This window comes from Effusibacillus consociatus, assembly GCF_042652925.1.
In the GTDB taxonomy this organism is placed as follows: domain Bacteria; phylum Bacillota; class Bacilli; order Tumebacillales; family Effusibacillaceae; genus Effusibacillus; species Effusibacillus consociatus.
Genome location: NZ_JBHSHC010000041.1, coordinates 1 through 17905, shown reverse-complemented (window position 1 = coordinate 17905; position 17905 = coordinate 1). Strand labels below are relative to the sequence as shown.

Genomic DNA, 17905 nt, shown 5'->3' with positions numbered 1-17905 from the left:
GTCAGCTTGTCCGTCACCAGCAGGACAACTTATGCCGTCAACTTCTGGACATTATGCGAAAGCAGTAACATTAATGATTGTGGAGGCAATACTGCTTACTGCGAGGATAAAAAAAAGTATTTTACTAAACATAGAGCTTTCTCCCTTCTTTGCCTACGAGGTTAGCTGACGGGTTCAGACAAAGGGCTTGCCTGACCAAGTAATGGTTTCACCCCGAAAATGGATCCCCCGCGCTCGAAAGAGCTTCGGCTTTTATTCATTTGCAGCACTGATGGTAGCAGGAGATAAGCCCTCTTTCTACATAAAAAAATTGGCAAAAAGTCGAACTAACAGAAGTGTCTTAGGAAGAGACATGGTCTGGAAAAAACATGAATTTGCATGTTCATTGAGTCTACACATTTTGTTGTTATAATCGGTTAAATTTAGATAAAGTATAAAAGAACCTGACCTCTTACTTTTAGACGGAGGAGAGAGAAATACCTTGAAACGATCGTTACAGTCAAAGATTGCATGGACGTTGACAGGGCTTGCTTTTGCCGCTGTAATACTGTCAAGTTGGATATTAAATGCCACGGATCGCTACCATTTTCTTCAATATGTAGAACAAAACCAAAAACTTCGCAATGATCGAATCACAGAAGTTTTAGCGAAGGCTTACGAGCGATCCGGGAGATGGGAAAAGACCATTGGAATCGATGTGGCCCATTTTAGTGAGTTGGAAGGTGTGCATATTCATCTCTTAGATGCTCAAAGAAATGTTGTGTGGAAAAGCGATGAGCTTTTAGAAAAATCTTCACAACCGAAGACGGGAAAAGAGGATTCTTTTGAGGTCATACCGATCAAATCTAAAGATACCATCATCGGGTATGCGGAAATATCTTATACTGACCCTGAATCATATAGCACACTTGATTGGCATTATAAACAGGCAATGAGGCAAGGGATGTTTAATACAATTTTTCCTGTTTTGTTGTTGTCATTAGGGGTTAGTTTACTTCTTTCAAGGCGAATTACCCGACCGTTGACAGAAATGATCCGATTGGCTGGCCAAATGCGAAAAGGCAATCTGGGTATACGGATCGAAAATCCACCTGGCCGAAACGAGTTAACCCAATTGGCAGAATCCCTCAACCATTTGGCGGATGAACTGCAGAAACAGGACAAGCTACGCCGTAATTTAACTGCTGATGTCGCACATGAATTGCGCACCCCCCTTACGACATTGAAAAGTCATCTGGAGGCGTTAATTGATGGAGTCTGGGAACCAACAAAATCACGTTTTGAAGCTTGCAACGAAGAAGTGGAGCGGCTAATCGGACTGGTTTCCAGTTTGGAATCCCTCACTCGAGCGGAAAGTGAAAGCATAGATATGAACCTGGAAGCAGTTGATCTGGTGGACGTTACCCAGTCGGTTATTGATTTGGTCCTGCCATCCTTTGAGTCAAAAGGAGTACGTTTGGAGTTTGACGGTAACAGTTCGCTGCCCGTTCCTCTTGATCGGGACAAATGGAAACAGATTCTTCTTAACCTGCTTGATAATGCGTTAAAATATACCGGTTCGGGAGGAAATGTTTCGGTGAGAGTATCAATGGACCCGTCAAAAGAAGAGGCTTTGGTAACGATTGCGGATACGGGAACGGGGATTCGCGATGAGGATCTGCCATTTATCTTTGAACGATTTTATCGGGCAGACAAGTCGAGGAGTCGTGAAACTGGAGGAGCAGGCATCGGACTTGCAATTGTGAAGAAGTACGTAGAGGCACATGGAGGAGCAAGTGAGGTTGAAAGCCAGCTAGGTAAAGGGACCGTATTTACGATTCGATTACCAATTCACTCAGAAGTGTCCAAATGATCAATTCCCAAGCAGTTGAACTTTGGATTCCTCCTTAGCGTTGATTTAATAGGCATTGGTTTGTTAATGGTACGTGGGTAAAAAGTGAAAAAAGAATTTAAGGAATTCAGTCCGGAAACTCGAATGAGTTCAAAAAGTAAAAAGTATGAATAAATCAGGTCTTCCGTAACTGCGGAACACCTGATTTTTATTTCTTCATTTTGACATCTCTCAACTAATACCTATACATCACCACACTTAGGATAAGTCAATTTACCAGAAAGATATCCTTCAAAAATTTGTCATGCTGACGCAGTCCTTTCTTCAATGAATCTCCACATTTATTCGTTACAATGATGACAAATATCTTATAACGATAATGATGCACTTCTACTTATAGAGGATGTGAATAGTATCAATGATCGAAATGCATGACGTCTGGAAGACGTATCCGAATGGCGTCTCAGCGTTAAACGGGATTAATGTGAAAATTGACCGCGGTGAATTTGTGTATGTGGTGGGACCCAGTGGAGCCGGGAAATCCACGTTTATCAAATTGATGTATCGTGAAGTAAGACTGACGAAAGGTAGAATATTGGTGAACGGATATAACCTGGAACGACTTAAGGAACACAAAATTCCCTTGTTACGTCGACAGATAGGAGTCGTGTTCCAAGACTTTAAACTGTTACCTCAATTAACCGCTGCCGAAAATGTGGCGTTTGCCATGGAAGTCATAGAAGCCCCAACTAAAAAGATCCGACAACGGGTGAATGAAGTCATGGAACTAGTGGGGCTAGGTGACAGATTAAATCAGCTTCCAAACCAATTATCCGGAGGAGAACAACAACGGGTGGCTGTTGCCCGTGCGGTGGTAAATAACCCAGCTGTTATTATTGCAGACGAGCCAACAGGAAATTTGGACCCTGAGACGTCCTGGGAGATTATGCACGTATTCAAAAAGATTAACGATCAAGGCACCACGATCGTTATGGCGACTCACAACAAGGAAATCGTGAATACCATGAAGCGTCGAGTGATTGCTGTCGAAGGCGGCAGGATCGTGCGTGACGAACGGCAGGGGGCATACGGATATGATGATTAGAACCCTGTTTCGTCATATCCGTAAAAGGCTGAAAAATATTGATCGGAACGGATGGATGACTTTCGTGGCTGTAGGAGCTATCGTGATTTCTTTAATAATGATTTTGGGAGTTTTCCTTACGATGGCGATGAAGTTGCAATAAATCACACAGGATGTGGAAGGCCCAAGTCCAAAAGGACCTATTTATCATCGAATGAACCTCCCATAATGACATAAGCAAGATTGAAGAACGCTTAAGTCGCTCTTTTCTGTCAAATCGGTCGAATTTGTGTCGAAAGAAGACGCCGTCAAGCAAATGGTGAAAAATATAAGAGTACAGGGATCTTTTTATCGATCTGGAGAAAACCCATTCCCAGATAAATTTATCGTGAAAGAGGAGAACCCGCGCCAGAAACTAGAGCTGGCCTTTGATCGCAGAGTTGGCGCTGACGGCCGTATGCTTGATTTCAAACACGATCAAGATTTCGATTATTCCCATCGTCGCGAGCCTGAAATCATGAAGTAGGTAGGTTCCACAAGCTGGTTTATCCATCGGTCTTTTTTCGTGGAAGGTCTGTTGATGAGAGTAATCGGGGCTTTGATTCCCATCGATTTGATCATATTCGGATAAATGTATGCTTTGAAAAACTTAACAAACACTTTTATTGAACTGATCCCATTGGAAGGTTTGATATTTCAAATCGGCGGCATTACTAATTATTGGGGTAATCATCGGATTGTTTGGCTCTACATTCTCCGTTCGTAAATTCCCTTAGAGTCTGATAGGACCATAATGACTTCGACAATAATAAGGTTAATCAAGGAGGTAGATTGGGTTGAGTGAACAAGAGCCTCTATACCAGCTAAAGAGAATTTTGAAGTTAGCTGAAAAAACAATTTTTTACACTTCTGTTCTTATCGTGGTTGGAAGTATCTTTTTAATCGCAATTAAATCCTTGGCATGAGGTTGATACGTTTATGATTGGATTTCTTCGATACAAGAGGGAAGTATAGGTGCCGTTAGCGTTTTTTTACTGATGATAATCACTGCATTGTGCCCGGTTCTCATTCCTGTATCGGATAGTATGGAGGAATACCAAATGGAAAAGAAAAAATCAATTCGATTATATGCAGGGATACTGTTCGGGGGAATGCTTGTTTTGGCTGTCACTGCAGGGCTAGAAAATTCGGGGCGAATTGCTAACGAGGCAACTTCTGCCTCCTATTCTCAAAACAGTAAGGAGAAACCTCAAGTTGCTTCTTTGCCCCGTCCGGGGTATATGGCACCTGACTTCACTCTGAAAGACCTGGACGGTAACCGAGTGAAGATAAGTGAGCTTAAGGGAAAAAAAGTCCTCATCAACTTCTGGGCCTCCTGGTGTCCCTCTTGCAAGGCGGAGATGGCGGAATTGGTTGAAATGAGCCAAAAATACAAGGACCAGATAGCCTTCTACGGTGTAAATCTGACAGCAACAGATAATGAAGAAGCAGTCAAAAATTTTGTTCGTGAGTACAATATTCAGTTTCCGACTCTGATGGATCGAGACGGACTTGTTGGGAACCAGTATCAGGCTACTGCCATTCCTGTGACTATAACGATTGACAGTGACGGAATGATCATGGACCGACATGATGGTCAATTGTCCAAAGCGGTTATGGAAGGTATCATTAAGAAACTTTTGAAGAGATAAAGCATGGCGTTATTGGACCGGTAGGGAGGAACAGGGATGAAACGCATATTGATCATTGAAGATGAGAAAAAAATTGCAGAAGTAGTTCAATCGTATTTAGTACGGGAAGGTTATGAAGTTAACATCACACATAACGGGAAGAAGGGCTTCGGCTTCATGAAGAAAAGCCTTACGATCTGATATTATTGGATCTTATGCTTCCTGGAATGTCGGGCGAAGAAACTTGTAAACAACTTCGTACTTCGTCGCGGGTCAATATTATTATGCTTACTGCCAAATCAGCGGAACAAGACAAAATTGAGGGCCTTTACCTTGGTGCGGATGATTACGTTACGAAACCCTTCTCACCAAAAGAATTGGTTGCAAGAGTAGCAGCAGTTTTAAGAAGATCTTCAGAAGGTGAATTGCTTGCAGAACAAATTCACCTTCCGGATGGTCTTACACTGGACAATCGTACCAAAGAAATAAGGAGAAATGGAGAAAAATTAGGTGTAACACCAACGGAATTTAAGATCTTGCATACATTGGCCCAGTATCCGAAACGCACATTCTCCCGGGCTGAACTGATTGAAAAAGTTTTTGGATACGAATTTGGTGGCGATGAACGTGTAATTGATACCCACATCAAAAATTTGAGGAGAAAAATTGAAACGTAGTACTACCAATGGTTCACAATGCAATTTAATTGAGGTGGTAACGTGGCGTTACAAAGCAGATTCAGTAAGGCAATCACCGTTACAATTATGCTGTTGGCAGTAGTGGGGATCATTTTTTCACTTATCAATTTTAACAAATCGGATAAGATGAAACCACAAGTGGGACAGTACGCACCGGACTTTACATTGTCGATTTGGAGGGACAGAAGCTTTCCCTAAGTGACTTGAGGGGGAAGGTTGTACTTTTGAATTTCTGGGGATCTTGGTGTGATCCGTGTAAAAAGGAAATGCCGGATCTGGAGACAGTTTACCAGCAATATAAGGACAAGGGATTCGTAGTACTTGGAGTCAATATCGGTGAAAGCAAAGTTACAGCGAAGGGATTTATGGATCGTTTGGGAGTCACGTTTCCTACTGTACTGGACTCGGATCGAAACGTAACCTTAAACCAGTATAAAGTAGGTCCGATTCCGACCTCGTTCTTTATCGATAAAAAAGGCATCATTCAACATATCTACACAGGTCCGATGAGTGGAGGTTATATTGAAAACCAGATTCAAACATTGCTTTCGCAACCATAGGGAGGCGATCATATGAACTCTATTGCAGCTAAAAGACGACGTACTATGTTCGAGTGGCTTTGGGATTTTTTCGCTTCCGTCAAAGTCGCGATCGTTATTATTGTACTGATTGCGTTATCCGCTATCATCGGGACAATTTTACCGCAGGAAAGCTTTATTCCTTCGGCAAATCCAGCTTCTTATTATCCGCAAACTTATGGCAAGTTTGGAGAAATTTATTTTAAAATGGGTTTTACCAATATGTACACCTCTTCTTGGTTTGTCAGCCTTCTGTTAGCACTTGGAGTCTCTCTGGTTATCTGTTCATTGGAACGCGTGATACCATTGTATAAGTCCTTGCAACGTCAAGAAGTGAAACCCGCGTTATCTGTCGTTCAGCGCAAAAAAATTTACGTTGCTGTGAATGAATCGGATGAGAAAAGTGTTGACCGGCTGGTTTATGAGTTGGCAAAAAGAAGATACAGAATCCGACGAGAAGGATCTGCTTTCTTTGCCGAAAAAATGAGGATCTCCCGATTTGGAGCTTACATCATTCACATCGGGCTCATCATTCTTATTTTGGGAGCACTATCCCGATTGATTCCCGGCTGGTACGTATCGGAAAACATTTTGGTGGAAGAAGGACAAACAGTGAATGTTCCCGGCTCCGATTTTGCGGTGCGTAACGATGATTTTATAGTTGAATACTATCAAGACGGGCGCCCCAAACATTTTGAAACCAAAGCGGTTATTATTGATAACGGACAAGAGGTCCTTCGCCGAGGAATTATTGTGAACGAACCTTTAAAATACAAGGGTACGTTATTGTTCCAGGCTAGTTTTCTTCCGCCAATGTTAAGAACTTTAGAAGTGGAATTATCCGAGAAGGCCTCCTCAAAGAAATTGGGAACCTTTGAGATTAACTTCTCCAACGTGCAGAATGAATACAAGGCAGGAGAGTACAAAGTTCGGGTATTGGATTACTTCCCTGATTTCGATATGAAAAATGACCAACCGATTACTCGCTCTACAGATCCAAATAACCCGGTATTGTTGATTCAAATTGAGGGGCCTGGGGTTGAGAAGCCCACACCGCAGTTATTCTTCGTATATCGACAGCTGAACTTGGACCAAAATACCAGTTTTGATCTTACGCCTGTTAATGGCAAATTGATTGAGACTACCGGACTTCGCGTGCAAAAAGATAAAGGAATTCCAATTGTGTACGCAGGATGTCTCGTGGTACTTGCGGGTCTCGTCCTGGTTTTTTACTTTCAACATCGTCGAGTTTGGGGGCAGATTCATGATGGGGTTCTGCATTTAGGTGCACAAACCAGCAAGAATTGGTATGGAATGAGAAAAGAAATGGAAGGTGTATTCCGTTCCCTTGATTGGCCCCAGGAAATTCAACTTCGGCAAGGAGGGAAAGGGTAATGTTCCTTGAAATATCTGCATGGTTATATTGGCTTGCATTTGCCGGCTATTTACTTGCATCGATTTTCTATATTATCGGTGTCACTGGCAGAAAGATAAAGATCAAAAACGGTGAAGCTGCCTCCAATGTTTGGACTCGTTGGGGGTTTAAAGCGGCTGTTATCGCAGTGCTTGTTCAGTTGGGCGGATTTATCACCAGGTGGATTGGAAGTGGGCACGCGCCTACATCCAATATGTATGAATATATGAGCTTTTGGGCTTGGTGTATTATGTTCGCGTTTGTAGTTATTAGCCTGTTTTATAAGTTTCCAATTCTGGGGGCTTTTGCGGCTCCGACCGCATTGGCCGTTCTAGGATACGCCAATGTGTTCCCTGATGAATCCCAGGCATTAATTCCTGCGCTTAAGAGCTATTGGTTATATATTCACGTCACCACGGCTGCGCTTGGTGAAGGAGTGTTGACCATCTCTTTTGCCGCTGCGTTGATGCATTTATTGGTTGTAACGGATGTCAGCACAAAGAACCGTAAGAGCAAAGCGCTTGAATTCGTCTTGTTCATGTTCATTGCCTTGATAGCGTTCGTAATCGTCTCTTTATTTTTTAAGATTCAAGGATATCAGTTGTTGGAGCCAGCATCCGGAAACTTTTATAAGCTGCCGGCTATTGTTGGACCCGTTGGTATGGAAATTGGCTCACTTGGCAGCTTTGTCGGGATACCAATGCCTACTCTTACTGCACCAAATTGGGTAACAGGTGCAAAGGCGGCTTTTAAGTTGAATACATTGCTTTGGACATTGATTTCGGCCTTGATTCTGTATGGGTTGCTCCGAATTGTGAACCGCAAACCACTCGTGTTAACAATATCAAAGTGGGTAAGAGGGATAGACCCACCGTCTCTTGACGAGCTTTCTTACCGAGCTGTTGCGATTGGATACCCTATCTTCACTCTAGGGGCACTGGTGTTCGCTATGATCTGGGCACAAGAAGCATGGGGTTCTTATTGGCAATGGGATCCAAAAGAGACATGGGCGTTCATTACTTGGCTCTATTATACTGCCTATCTTCACCTTCGATTAACACGCGGGTGGGAAGGAGAACGCGCATCCTGGATGGCAGTTGCAGGATTTGTCGTGATATTATTCTTGCTGGTCGGGGTTAATTTCCTGATCGTGGGGCTCCACTCATATGCATAGTGGGGAATTTTATTGGAATCGGGGTGAGGAAGTCTAGTTCATCGCTAGACCAATTTATGCAGTCCATATTGAGGAATTTAACTAATGTTTTGATAATTTTTTTGCTTGTTACATTTGTTGCGGGGATTTCTTATTGGCTTTGGTGGGGGACAAGTCGGCTTCCTGTCGTGGATCGTGCACCAAATTGGACTCTTCAAAATATCAATGGTCAACGGGAAGTGTTCCAAGACTTGGGTTCAAGGGTGAAACTGATTGAATTTATTTTCCTGAACTGCCCTGACATTTGCCCTACAACCACTATAAATATGGTGAAGATGCAAGAAGAACTAAAAAGAAAACAATTATTTGGAACACACGTTGCGTTTGTAGGAATTACGTTTGATCCCGAGCGAGATAATCCTGAACTGATTAAAAAATATGCAAACAATTTAATGGGAAAATGATGTGATGCACCCAGTGAGCTTAGGTGGTGGTTTCGGTTTAAAATTTTTTGGAAGATGAACTCAATTCCTAAAAAAGGAAATAGGATGCCCGGGGAGTGAGACTCCCTTATTCACGATAACTTGATTTAGATCACTGCAGTTTCTGGTTCTTTCGGTTTATGGATAATGTATCCGAGTTTATTCAGTCGTTTAATCATCAGTTCTTCTTGAGTTATGGCTTTGCGTTTGGATAAATAATCGGCTCCGAGTTCTTGGTACGGTTGACCGGTTTTTAAGATGTGATAAGCAATCACAAGCATCTTATGAGCCACAGCAACAGCAGCTTTGTTTTTACCTCCTCGTCCGGCAATGGACCAGAATTTAGAGCCTAAATATGTCCGAGTCTTACTTGCAGACCATGCTGCTTCGATTAAACCCGATCGGAGAGCGGCATTTCCTTTGGTTGTGGTTGTAGTTTTTTTTTACCGGCACTCTCATTGTTGCCGGGGCTTAACCCAGCCCAAGAAGAAATATGTGCCGCGGTAGGAAAGACGGACATGTCCACGCCAATTTCGGCAACAATCACTTTGGCTGTATGGGGACCGACACCCGGAATAGTTTGAAGAAGTTCCAACTGGTCTTGGTAGGGAGTAAAGTATTGTTCCATATCCGCTTCAACGTCGGCAATGGCTTGCTCTAGAAACTTTAAATGGTTGAGTGACTTCTGGATGATATTGCGATGATGTTTGGTGATGCGTCCGTTCAACGCCTGAACTAGTTCCGGGATTTTAGCTCGCAATTTCCCTTTGGCTAAATCGGCTACTTGGGAAGGTTCGATAACTTCACCGTTGACAAGGGCTTCCAGCATAAGACGTCCGGAAACGCCAAATACATCGGACATATAAGTAGACACCTTGATATTCGCGTCTTCAAGCACTTTCAGAATGCGATTTCGTTCGGCTGACTGGTACCCCTTCAGTTTCTTACGATATCGGGTAAAATCGCGCAGTTCCCGAATTTCGCGAGGGGGTATAAAGCTGCTACGGATTAAATCGCATCGGTGCAATTCGGCAATCCACTGAGCATCCTTGATATCGGTTTTACGACCCTTGATATTCTTGATGTGTCCGGCATTTGCCACGGTGATATTGCATGTGGCTTCCAGAACATTGTAGATTGGGCGCCAATAGATACCGGTACTCTCCATGGCAATATCTGTGCAGCCTTCTTGTTCCAACCAATCTGCCAAGGCCAATAGCCCTGATAACACCGTGGGGAACTCCCGAATTTGCTTTTCCGGTTTCCGATCAAGGGAACCCTTCAAAAGACAAACAACCACATTGGCTTGATGTACGTCTAAGCCTGCACAGCAAGTACGAATAGCATCCATAAGTTTCGTTCGATCCTTTCTAGCAGGGCTACATTGCCTGACGAAAAAAACAGAAATTTGATGGGTGTGCTCGTGGCAACAAAAGTTTGTTCTCAAGGCGATGTAAATCAGTTTAGGGGTCGCGGTCGTACCAACAAATAGAAACCGACCTTCCTGTCCTGCTAGTATCTTTGTGGACGAATTACATGGAAGTTAAACTTAGCATCATTTTCAAATCAGTTTGTGCCCGACAGGGCATGACGTTTAGGGGGATCAACCAAGGGTATGTGTATGGGCATGGGCGCTCTCCAAGGAATGTCTCCAAATATGATGTTAGGCATGGCTGCATTTTTCGGAATAGGGATGGTATTTGGATTAATCCTTTTAGCCGGCACTTTTTATCTAATTTGGCGCTTCCTTCGTGTGCTTGAGAAACGAAGTGAGAAACATTGACGAAATTCATGAGGGTGTATTTATCAAGAGGTCCATCGCATGTATAGCGGTGGTTTTTTTGTTTCATCAAACTTTCATCACATTTAGTATGTACAATGTAAGAAACAGTTTTCGATGAGGAACGAGGGATGCTTCGATGAAGAAATTTCACCTGCTCGTGGTAGATGATGAATGGAATATGCGTAATCTCCTTCGAATTTACCTCACGAAAAACGGCTTTGAGGTAACGGAGGCAAATAACGGGAACGAGGCTTTGGCGCTGATCGAGCAACACCCGTTTGATTTAATCATCCTGGATGTGATGATGCCGGATATCGACGGTTGGGAAGTTTGCGCCAAAATTCGCGAAACGAAGCAGACGCCTATTCTCATGTTAACCGCGAGAACCGAAACCAAAGACAAGGTGTATGGATTGACTGTCGGCGCAGATGATTATTTGGTCAAACCGTTTGAACCAGAGGAACTCATTGCCAGGGTGTTCGCGTTGTTGAGACGCGCTCATTTAAATGAACCCGACGTTCCGAAAGACAATACCGTTACGCATCCCGAGATGGTAATCGATCTGGAAAGAAGACAGGTTTTAATTCGCGACAAAGCGGTCGATTTCACTCCGAAGGAATTCGATCTTTTGTATATGTTGGGCAGCAATCCGCAGCGGGTATTCAGCCGTGAAATTTTGTTGGAGAACATCTGGGGACAAGATTATTTCGGGGACACCCGGACGGTTGACACCCATGTCAAAAATGTAAGGGAGAAGCTTCGGAAAGCTGGCTTGTCGTACGTTCCAATCCAAACTGTATGGGGAGTGGGATACAAATTTCAAGGTCCCGATGATCGCGCATGAGATGGAATCGCATCGTCCTAAAATTGGGCGGATCCATCATACTTCTTTTTCTTCTCGTTTTGCTCCCGTTGGGATTTGTAACCGACCAGATCTTTTCCGGATTTTATTACCGTCAGGTTCAGGATCAAATCGACGTTCTATCTTCCCGTTACGCCCAATCAATCGCGAATTCCAGAGATATGATGACGGTAAGCATGATCGAGATGATGGGCAATTTCGCTGATGTAAAGTTGTTCATCGTCGACGCGGACGGGAAAATTATCGCAAACTCGGGAGTGTCGGACGTATCCGAGGGGAGTTTTGTTCCCCCAGCAGAAACGAAAACTTTAGCGCAGGGAGGATCCATTCAAAAGGAATACGAAGACCCTGTATCGAAGGACCGTTTTCTGGTGTCCGGAAAACCGATTCTCAGCGGAAACGCCTTTTACGGAGGAGTTTACGTGTTGTCATCGATCAAAGGAGTTCACGAATCGGTTCAGAAAGTGCGGGAACTTTTAATTCTTTCTGGGATCGGCGCCTTTTTCCTTGGTCTCGGTTTTACGTTTGTTCTCTCCAGGAAATTGTCAGATCCATTAATTCAAATGGAAAAGGCAACGCGTCAAATCGCAAAAGGGGAGTTGGATACGCGAGTCGAGGTGACATCGGGGGATGAAATCGGATCATTGGCGCAGGCAGTTAACGATTTGGCAAACGATTTGCGGAGGTATCGTGATAACCGAAGCGAATTCTTCGCGAACATCTCCCACGAATTGCGTACACCCATCACTTATTTGGAAGGCTATTCGAAGGTCTTAAAGGATCGCTTGTATCAAACGGAAGAAGAAAAGGAGCAGTATTTGGAGATCATTCATCAAGAATCGAAACGGCTTACCCGACTGATTGACGATTTGTTCGAGCTCTCCAAAATGGAAGAAGGGAAAGTCGGTCTGAACTTTGAATGGATCGATCTCGCGGAAATCGTCGAGAACTCGGTCCAGAAAACGTCTTTGAAGGCGAAAGCAAAAGGACTTGAGATCAAAGCCGATATCCAACGCGATCTCCCGTTGGTCTGGGGAGACGGTCTGCGGATGGAACAAATTTTTATGAATTTGTTGGACAATGCGATTCGTTATACGGAGCAAGGCGGAATTTCTGTGCAAATGAGAAGCGGGGATCGCGGACAGGTTGAGGTTTTAATCGAGGACACGGGGATCGGGATTCCCGAAGAAGAATTGCCATATATATTCGAACGTTTTTACCGAGTCGAAAAATCACGTTCCAGAGAACACGGTGGAACCGGACTGGGGCTTGCCATTGTAAAGAAGTTGGTGGACTTGCAACATGGAACGATTGAAGTATTCAGCCAAGTGAGGAAAGGGACTCGTTTCGTGATCAAATTCCCCGCTTCGCCCGAAGGGAAGGAGGAACAGCGGTGAGGTGGACAGATTGGTTAATAGCTTTGTCCCTGGTTGTTGTTGGATTGTTTTGTCTGACGATGTCGGCAACCTCGATGTTGCATTTCGGGTCAATTTGGTCATATCTAGGCACATTGTTTAAAATTTGCCTTTGGACCGCGATTCCTATAATCGTGGTTGCCGTTGTATATTTGATTTTCAGACGGAGGGGGAGAGATTCATGAAGAACATGTTTTTCACTTTTATTGTAGCCATATCTTTGTTCCCCGTTCCGGCTTTCGCCCACGGCACCGGGGAACAATACCAAAGAGAGATGATGATGAATTCTTATGTATTGATCGGCAGTGCAATTCTATTTGCTCTGTTTTTGATTCTTCATTTTAGTGCGAAAAACAAGGTAAACAGTCCAGTGGTGAAAGTGTACAAATGGGGTTGGGTGTTGACGCTCGTTGGAGTATTGGTTACCGGAGGAATGTATTTATGGGGAAATCGCTCAAGCGGTGCGGCGGACGTCACTACTTTGCACCATATTCACGGCTTGGGGTATTCAAGCGATGGACAACGGATTTTGATTCCCGCCCACGACGGATTACGGGTGTATTCGCAAGGTCAGTGGAGCATCCCGGAAACGGCGAAACATGACTATATGGGATTTTCTATGATCGATGACGGTTTTTACAGCAGCGGGCACCCGGCGCCCGGTACGAAGTTAAAGGAACCTTTGGGAATCGTAAAGAGCAAGGATGAAGGAAAAACCATAGAAACGTTGGATTTGGCTGGAGAAACCGATTTTCACGGGATGACCGCGAGTTACAAATCCCACACGATCTATGCGTTTACACCGGCTCCCAATTCAAAAATGAAATCGAAGGGATTGTATTACACAAAGGATGAAACGAAAACATGGACCAAAAGCGAGATGAAGGGAATAAATGAAGACCTTTCGGCGCTCGCGGTTCATCCAACAAAAGACTCTGTGGTTGCTCTCGGCACTGACTCAGGAGTTTACCTCTCCAAGGATTACGGGCAGAACTTCGAAAAGATTCTCCCGGATATCCAGGTAACATCTTTGTCGTTTGACAACGAAGGTGCCTTGTATGTAGGGGGACTCGCTGAGAAACCATTGCTTCTTCGATTCGATTTGGAAACGAAAAAAACCGGAGAAATCGAAATTCCCACTTTAAAAGACGATGCCGTTACGTATTTCACCCAGAATCCGGTGAACAAAAATGAACTGGTTTTTGCCACTTATAACAAAGACATTTATCTGTCGGGGGACAAAGGAGTAAGTTGGACGAAGATTGCCGATAAGGGGAAAGGGATTTCGCAGTCAAAGCATTGATTCTAAGATATCTGAAATTTAAGGAGGAGATCAGTGCATGATGTCCATGATGGGCTGGGGGATGGTGTTTACCATGTTGTTTTGGATTGTCATTATCGCGCTAATCATTTTCGGCGTCTTTTCATTGTTCGCTAACCCTTCTGAAAAGAAGGAAGATTCCGCGCTCCAGATTTTGAAGGTGCGATTGGCGCGGGGAGAAATCAGCGAAGAGGAATATGACCGGAAAAGTGAGATTTTGAGGGGGAAAGTAAAAAGTTAAAACGACGCGAATTTTCACATTTTCTTCACAAAAACATCAAAGATTCAACAAACATGTTGTTTATGATTGGATTATCGGTACTAGAGAAAGGAGCGATTGAGATGCAAAAGAAAACCATGTTGGGAGTATCGTTTGCGCTCGCCGCAGCTTTGGTTGTAGGGGGCATGGCTTTGGCGGCTGGATCTGATGACAACAAAGGTAACGATCTTGCGGCTAAAATGATTAACGCCATGAATTCACCGGAAGGTCAGGAAATGGTGAAGTCCTGCGGTAAATTTATGGAGTCCTACGATAAAAACTCCGACGGGGCTAAAATCGAGAAGAATTCGACTGCCTCTTTCTAATTGTTACGAGAGGGGAATCGTCTTGGAGGACCTGAAAAAGAAGGTCTTCCTTTACGGTACATAGAATATGAAATGGTGAATCAATTTTTGGGGGAGAGGGTAATTATTATGAAAAAAATTCTTGCACTCGCATTCGTCGCAACGATGTCACTTGGTGGAACCGCGCTTGCTGCGGGTCCTGACGTCGCCGAATGCGCCCAAATGGAAAAAGGACAATGCGTAGCTATGTGCGCGCAAGACATGAATCGTGGCGTTTCTCAATGCGCAATTTCTTCCGAACAATGTCCGATGAACCAGTAACAACCTAAGCCGCCCTACGGGGCGGCTTTAATTATTCTTTTTAAACTTCACTAAATCCACACACTTTCTTCAAAGATTTATCAAACCCATTTGTTATTTTAATCGTAGTTCAGAAAGGGAGGGAATGAGAAATGGGTTGCTGCGGGTCTTCAAATAATAACAAACAACAAATTAAGAACGTGGAAGCTGAGAAAAATTTGAGTCCACTTGATCTCTTAAAAATTCGCCTGGCAAAGGGGGAAATTTCTTTCGAGGAGTACGAGAAGATCAAGGCGGAATTGGTTCAATGACAAAAACAATAATTTAGACCGGCGTGCTGTCGCCGGTCTTTTTGTGGTCAGAGAACCGAACTATCGGGCTGCAAATACGCGGCATTCTTCGGCGCATTTCAAAAGCATTTGAGCGCACATTTGGGATTCTCTGTCGGGAAATTTCAAACATTCCTTCGCGCAAGTTTCGCACATGTGTGCACACAATTGACAAAGGGATTTGGTGAAGGGGCTGTGGCGAGCCATGAATTTCGCGCAAAGTTCGCAAATGTCCGCGCAATCGCGAAGCAAAACAAGCTGTGCGAACCTGGCATGAACGTCCGGCATTCGCTGTGCAGTCAAGATCATTTGTTCGCACATGGTCATACAATCATGGAGCGTTTTTTGTGTGCTTGTAACCATCATCATAGGTGGCGCTGAACGCACAACGGAACTTGCCACCTTCACTTCAATCTCTTTCACTGCTTTTTGAGTTTCCTGAACTCCTTGCAAAATTTCATGCAACAATTCTTTCGGATCGGGGGTTGGCATTCGGTTTCCTCCTCGTAAATCGAATTGCAACCACATGTTATGATTGCAATGCTTACGCTGTGCAGGTACCTAGAGCCCAACGTTATGCCCTGCGTAATGGACAAAAAAGGAAGGTCTGATCTCCGAGATTCATCACAGTTTTATCACATTTGTGGGTTATAATGCAAAACGATTTATTTAAACTAGGCAGATTTGGACGCATTTAGGGAGGTATTGGACATAACGACACGAAGCAATATGAGTCGGGCAATTACAGTTGCAGTGTTGCTATTGGCGGTTGTTGGCATCATTTTCGCTCTTACGAATTTTACGAAGGATGATAATAAAGAACTGAAAGTCGGTCAGCCCGCACCGAACTTTACTTTAACAGATTTGAAAGGTAAGAAAATCTCCTTAAGCGATTTGAAAGGGAAAGTGGTATTGCTGAATTTTTGGGGTTCTTGGTGTGATCCTTGTAAAAGGGAGATGCCGGATTTGCAGCAGGCTTATCAAAATTGGAAGGATAAGGGTGTCGTGGTGCTTGGGGTCAATATTGGAGAAAGTAAAGTAACAGCAAAAGCATTCGCGGATCGGCTGGGTATCACATTTCCGATTGTCTTGGACTCAGATCGAAACGTGACGCTGAATCTTTATAAAATTGGTCCCATCCCGACATCGTTCTTTATTGATAAGAAGGGTAATATTCAACAAGTTTACACGGGTCCGATGAGCCTACAGTCTATCGAGGACAAAATTCAAACATTGCTTTCACAACAGTAGAGATGCATGGGCAAATATAAAAAAATTTTTCTGCTTTCGTTTCTTCAAACTTTCATCACATCTATTTGTTACATTGGAATCAAATTAGAAGGGGGTATTAAAAGTGACTTGGCAAACAGTGCTCACCTTGCTGTGCCCTTTGATGATGCTTTTCTGTATGAAAGGCATGTTCGGCGGAAACAAGGATTCTGATAAATCAGCAAAGATAACAAGCGAACAACCCCAGGTTTCCACAGAAGAATTGCAAGCTCTTCAAATTAAGATGGCGGAATTGATGGAGCAAAACCATAGTTTGATGAAAGAATTGCAGTCCCTGAAGGAAGATCAATCGGGGAAAAGTGCTGCCAATGTTTAACCATGAACAGGGGACCAAGAATTAGACTCAAATCTCTTTGGTCCCTTGACAAATTCTTTTATGTATGCAATCTTGTTACCGTAGGGGGGTATGGTAATGGAAGATACAAATCAAACAGTATATTTGTACCACGACCACAAAGACCAGCTTCTCAGGAACCTACGAAAAATCGAAGGGCAGGTTCGGGGAGTTCAGAAGATGATCGAGGAAGATCGTTATTGTGTAGATATATTAACCCAATTGGCTGCGATCAAGGCGGCAACCAACAAGATCGGACTCGCTTTGCTTGAAGACCATACCCGTGGTTGTGTTAAAAGAGCAATTCAGAACCAAGAAGACGGTGGAGACCACCATATAGAAGAACTGATGGAGATCATTCGAATTTTTACCAAGTAAAGGAGGTGATTTGAAATGGCGGCAACAACCAAGACATTGGATGTACAAGGAATGTCCTGCAGCCATTGCGTGAACGCGATCGAGAAAGCGCTCAACGAGTTGCAGGGGGTTGATTCGGTGGACGTCGATCTCAACGGAAACAAAGTAACCGTTTCTTTTGACGAAGCAACTGTTGGTTTGGACAAAATAAAGGAAGCGATTGAAGACGCTGGATACGATGTTGCATAAGTAGGATTTTTCGAACCGGCGGCAGCCGGTTCCTCCGCTATCATTCACATATTACTTAATCATTTCGCAACATTACGGTGTAACTTTATTGAGAAATATTACTTATCGTCGAACTACCCTTAAAGGAGCTATTCCTGTAATGAATTAAAACGCAGTTTGCAAAAAGAAAAGCGCCTCCTGTATGCTGGGTC

The 17905-nt window shown here is 43.7% G+C and carries 25 protein-coding genes and 1 riboswitch; of the genes, 22 read left to right on the top strand and 3 right to left on the bottom strand.

Translation table 11 applies throughout. From position 1 onward, the window contains the following. Positions 1-135 precede the first annotated feature (135 nt). Positions 136-261, bottom strand: a riboswitch (cyclic di-AMP (ydaO/yuaA leader). Positions 262-481: 220 nt separating this feature from the next. The 12 genes from ACFO8Q_RS06460 (at position 482) to ACFO8Q_RS06405 (ending at position 8892) form a co-directional block, all read left to right on the top strand. Then, positions 482-1852, top strand: a complete 1371-nt coding sequence (locus ACFO8Q_RS06460; RefSeq protein WP_380024911.1) for a HAMP domain-containing sensor histidine kinase — start codon at positions 482-484, stop codon at positions 1850-1852. A 397-nt stretch (positions 1853-2249) separates the two neighbouring features. Continuing rightward, positions 2250-2936, top strand: a complete 687-nt coding sequence (gene ftsE, locus ACFO8Q_RS06455; protein ID WP_380024910.1) for a cell division ATP-binding protein FtsE — start codon at positions 2250-2252, stop codon at positions 2934-2936. Beyond that, positions 2926-3078, top strand: coding sequence for a hypothetical protein (locus ACFO8Q_RS06450; RefSeq protein WP_380024909.1), 153 nt, complete (start codon positions 2926-2928; stop codon positions 3076-3078). The genes ftsE and ACFO8Q_RS06450 overlap by 11 nt, the downstream gene beginning before the upstream one ends. Positions 3079-3204: 126 nt before the next feature. Next, positions 3205-3441 (top strand): hypothetical protein, encoded by a 237-nt coding sequence (locus ACFO8Q_RS06445; RefSeq protein WP_380024908.1) that lies wholly within the window; start codon positions 3205-3207, stop codon positions 3439-3441. A gap of 310 nt (positions 3442-3751) precedes the next feature. Next, positions 3752-3880, top strand: coding sequence for a hypothetical protein (locus ACFO8Q_RS06440; protein WP_380024907.1), 129 nt, complete (start codon positions 3752-3754; stop codon positions 3878-3880). 135 nt (positions 3881-4015) lie between these two features. Beyond that, positions 4016-4606 (top strand): TlpA family protein disulfide reductase, encoded by a 591-nt coding sequence (locus ACFO8Q_RS06435; RefSeq protein WP_380024906.1) that lies wholly within the window; start codon positions 4016-4018, stop codon positions 4604-4606. Positions 4607-4642: 36 nt separating this feature from the next. Next, the gene (locus ACFO8Q_RS06430) at positions 4643-4786 is read left to right on the top strand and encodes a hypothetical protein (protein ID WP_380024905.1); all 144 of its coding nucleotides are present in this window, start codon (positions 4643-4645) and stop codon (positions 4784-4786) included. 14 nt (positions 4787-4800) lie between these two features. Continuing rightward, a complete protein-coding gene (locus ACFO8Q_RS06425) occupies positions 4801-5262 on the top strand; it encodes a winged helix-turn-helix domain-containing protein (protein ID WP_380024912.1) in 462 nt (153 codons plus the stop codon). Positions 5263-5507: 245 nt separating this feature from the next. Then, entirely contained in the window at positions 5508-5843 is a 336-nt protein-coding gene (locus tag ACFO8Q_RS06420) for a redoxin domain-containing protein (RefSeq protein ID WP_380024904.1), read from the top strand. A gap of 12 nt (positions 5844-5855) precedes the next feature. Next, positions 5856-7256 (top strand): cytochrome c biogenesis protein ResB, encoded by a 1401-nt coding sequence (gene resB / locus ACFO8Q_RS06415; RefSeq protein ID WP_380024903.1) that lies wholly within the window; start codon positions 5856-5858, stop codon positions 7254-7256. Next, positions 7256-8449 (top strand): c-type cytochrome biogenesis protein CcsB, encoded by a 1194-nt coding sequence (gene ccsB, locus ACFO8Q_RS06410; protein ID WP_380024902.1) that lies wholly within the window; start codon positions 7256-7258, stop codon positions 8447-8449. The genes resB and ccsB overlap by 1 nt, the downstream gene beginning before the upstream one ends. 89 nt (positions 8450-8538) lie before the next feature. Beyond that, entirely contained in the window at positions 8539-8892 is a 354-nt protein-coding gene (locus ACFO8Q_RS06405) for an SCO family protein (RefSeq protein ID WP_380024901.1), read from the top strand. Positions 8893-9017: 125 nt separating this feature from the next. Here the strand turns inward: ACFO8Q_RS06405 and ACFO8Q_RS06400 are convergent, their stop codons facing one another. Together ACFO8Q_RS06400 and ACFO8Q_RS06395 are read right to left on the bottom strand one after the other, a co-directional pair. Further along, positions 9018-9203, bottom strand: a complete 186-nt coding sequence (locus ACFO8Q_RS06400) for a hypothetical protein (RefSeq protein ID WP_380024900.1) — start codon at positions 9201-9203, stop codon at positions 9018-9020. Positions 9204-9301: 98 nt separating this feature from the next. Further along, on the bottom strand, positions 9302-10261 hold the full coding sequence (locus tag ACFO8Q_RS06395; RefSeq protein ID WP_380024899.1) for an IS110 family RNA-guided transposase: 960 nt from the start codon (positions 10259-10261) through the stop codon (positions 9302-9304). 568 nt (positions 10262-10829) lie between these two features. On the opposite strand from ACFO8Q_RS06395, the gene ACFO8Q_RS06390 reads away from it, so the two are divergent. The 6 genes from ACFO8Q_RS06390 to ACFO8Q_RS06365 all read left to right on the top strand — a co-directional run bounded on the left by ACFO8Q_RS06390 (position 10830) and on the right by ACFO8Q_RS06365 (position 15176). Further along, positions 10830-11537, top strand: coding sequence for a response regulator transcription factor (locus ACFO8Q_RS06390; RefSeq protein ID WP_380024898.1), 708 nt, complete (start codon positions 10830-10832; stop codon positions 11535-11537). Next, the gene (locus ACFO8Q_RS06385; RefSeq protein ID WP_380024897.1) at positions 11534-12952 is read left to right on the top strand and encodes a sensor histidine kinase; all 1419 of its coding nucleotides are present in this window, start codon (positions 11534-11536) and stop codon (positions 12950-12952) included. The genes ACFO8Q_RS06390 and ACFO8Q_RS06385 overlap by 4 nt, the downstream gene beginning before the upstream one ends. A 199-nt stretch (positions 12953-13151) precedes the next feature. Then, positions 13152-14273 (top strand): F510_1955 family glycosylhydrolase, encoded by a 1122-nt coding sequence (locus ACFO8Q_RS06380; RefSeq protein WP_380024896.1) that lies wholly within the window; start codon positions 13152-13154, stop codon positions 14271-14273. Positions 14274-14310: 37 nt separating this feature from the next. Then, the gene (locus ACFO8Q_RS06375; protein WP_380024895.1) at positions 14311-14532 is read left to right on the top strand and encodes an SHOCT domain-containing protein; all 222 of its coding nucleotides are present in this window, start codon (positions 14311-14313) and stop codon (positions 14530-14532) included. Positions 14533-14585: 53 nt separating this feature from the next. Further along, entirely contained in the window at positions 14586-14876 is a 291-nt protein-coding gene (locus ACFO8Q_RS06370; protein ID WP_380024894.1) for a hypothetical protein, read from the top strand. Between the two features lie 108 nt (positions 14877-14984). Beyond that, on the top strand, positions 14985-15176 hold the full coding sequence (locus ACFO8Q_RS06365) for a hypothetical protein (protein WP_380024893.1): 192 nt from the start codon (positions 14985-14987) through the stop codon (positions 15174-15176). A gap of 350 nt (positions 15177-15526) precedes the next feature. Here ACFO8Q_RS06365 and ACFO8Q_RS06360 read toward each other — a convergent pair whose 3' ends face one another. Beyond that, a complete protein-coding gene (locus tag ACFO8Q_RS06360; protein ID WP_380024892.1) occupies positions 15527-15976 on the bottom strand; it encodes a four-helix bundle copper-binding protein in 450 nt (149 codons plus the stop codon). Positions 15977-16189: 213 nt separating this feature from the next. Here ACFO8Q_RS06360 and resA point away from each other — a divergent pair, with 213 nt between their 5' ends. The 4 genes from resA to copZ all read left to right on the top strand — a co-directional run bounded on the left by resA (position 16190) and on the right by copZ (position 17714). Further along, positions 16190-16735: a thiol-disulfide oxidoreductase ResA gene (gene resA, locus ACFO8Q_RS06355; protein WP_380024891.1), complete on the top strand. Its 546-nt coding sequence runs from the start codon at positions 16190-16192 to the stop codon at positions 16733-16735. A gap of 103 nt (positions 16736-16838) precedes the next feature. Further along, a complete protein-coding gene (locus ACFO8Q_RS06350) occupies positions 16839-17090 on the top strand; it encodes a DUF2933 domain-containing protein (protein WP_380024890.1) in 252 nt (83 codons plus the stop codon). A gap of 96 nt (positions 17091-17186) precedes the next feature. Then, a complete protein-coding gene (locus tag ACFO8Q_RS06345) occupies positions 17187-17486 on the top strand; it encodes a metal-sensitive transcriptional regulator (RefSeq protein ID WP_380024889.1) in 300 nt (99 codons plus the stop codon). A gap of 15 nt (positions 17487-17501) precedes the next feature. Beyond that, positions 17502-17714 (top strand): copper chaperone CopZ, encoded by a 213-nt coding sequence (gene copZ, locus ACFO8Q_RS06340; protein WP_380024888.1) that lies wholly within the window; start codon positions 17502-17504, stop codon positions 17712-17714. Positions 17715-17905: the final 191 nt, after the last annotated feature.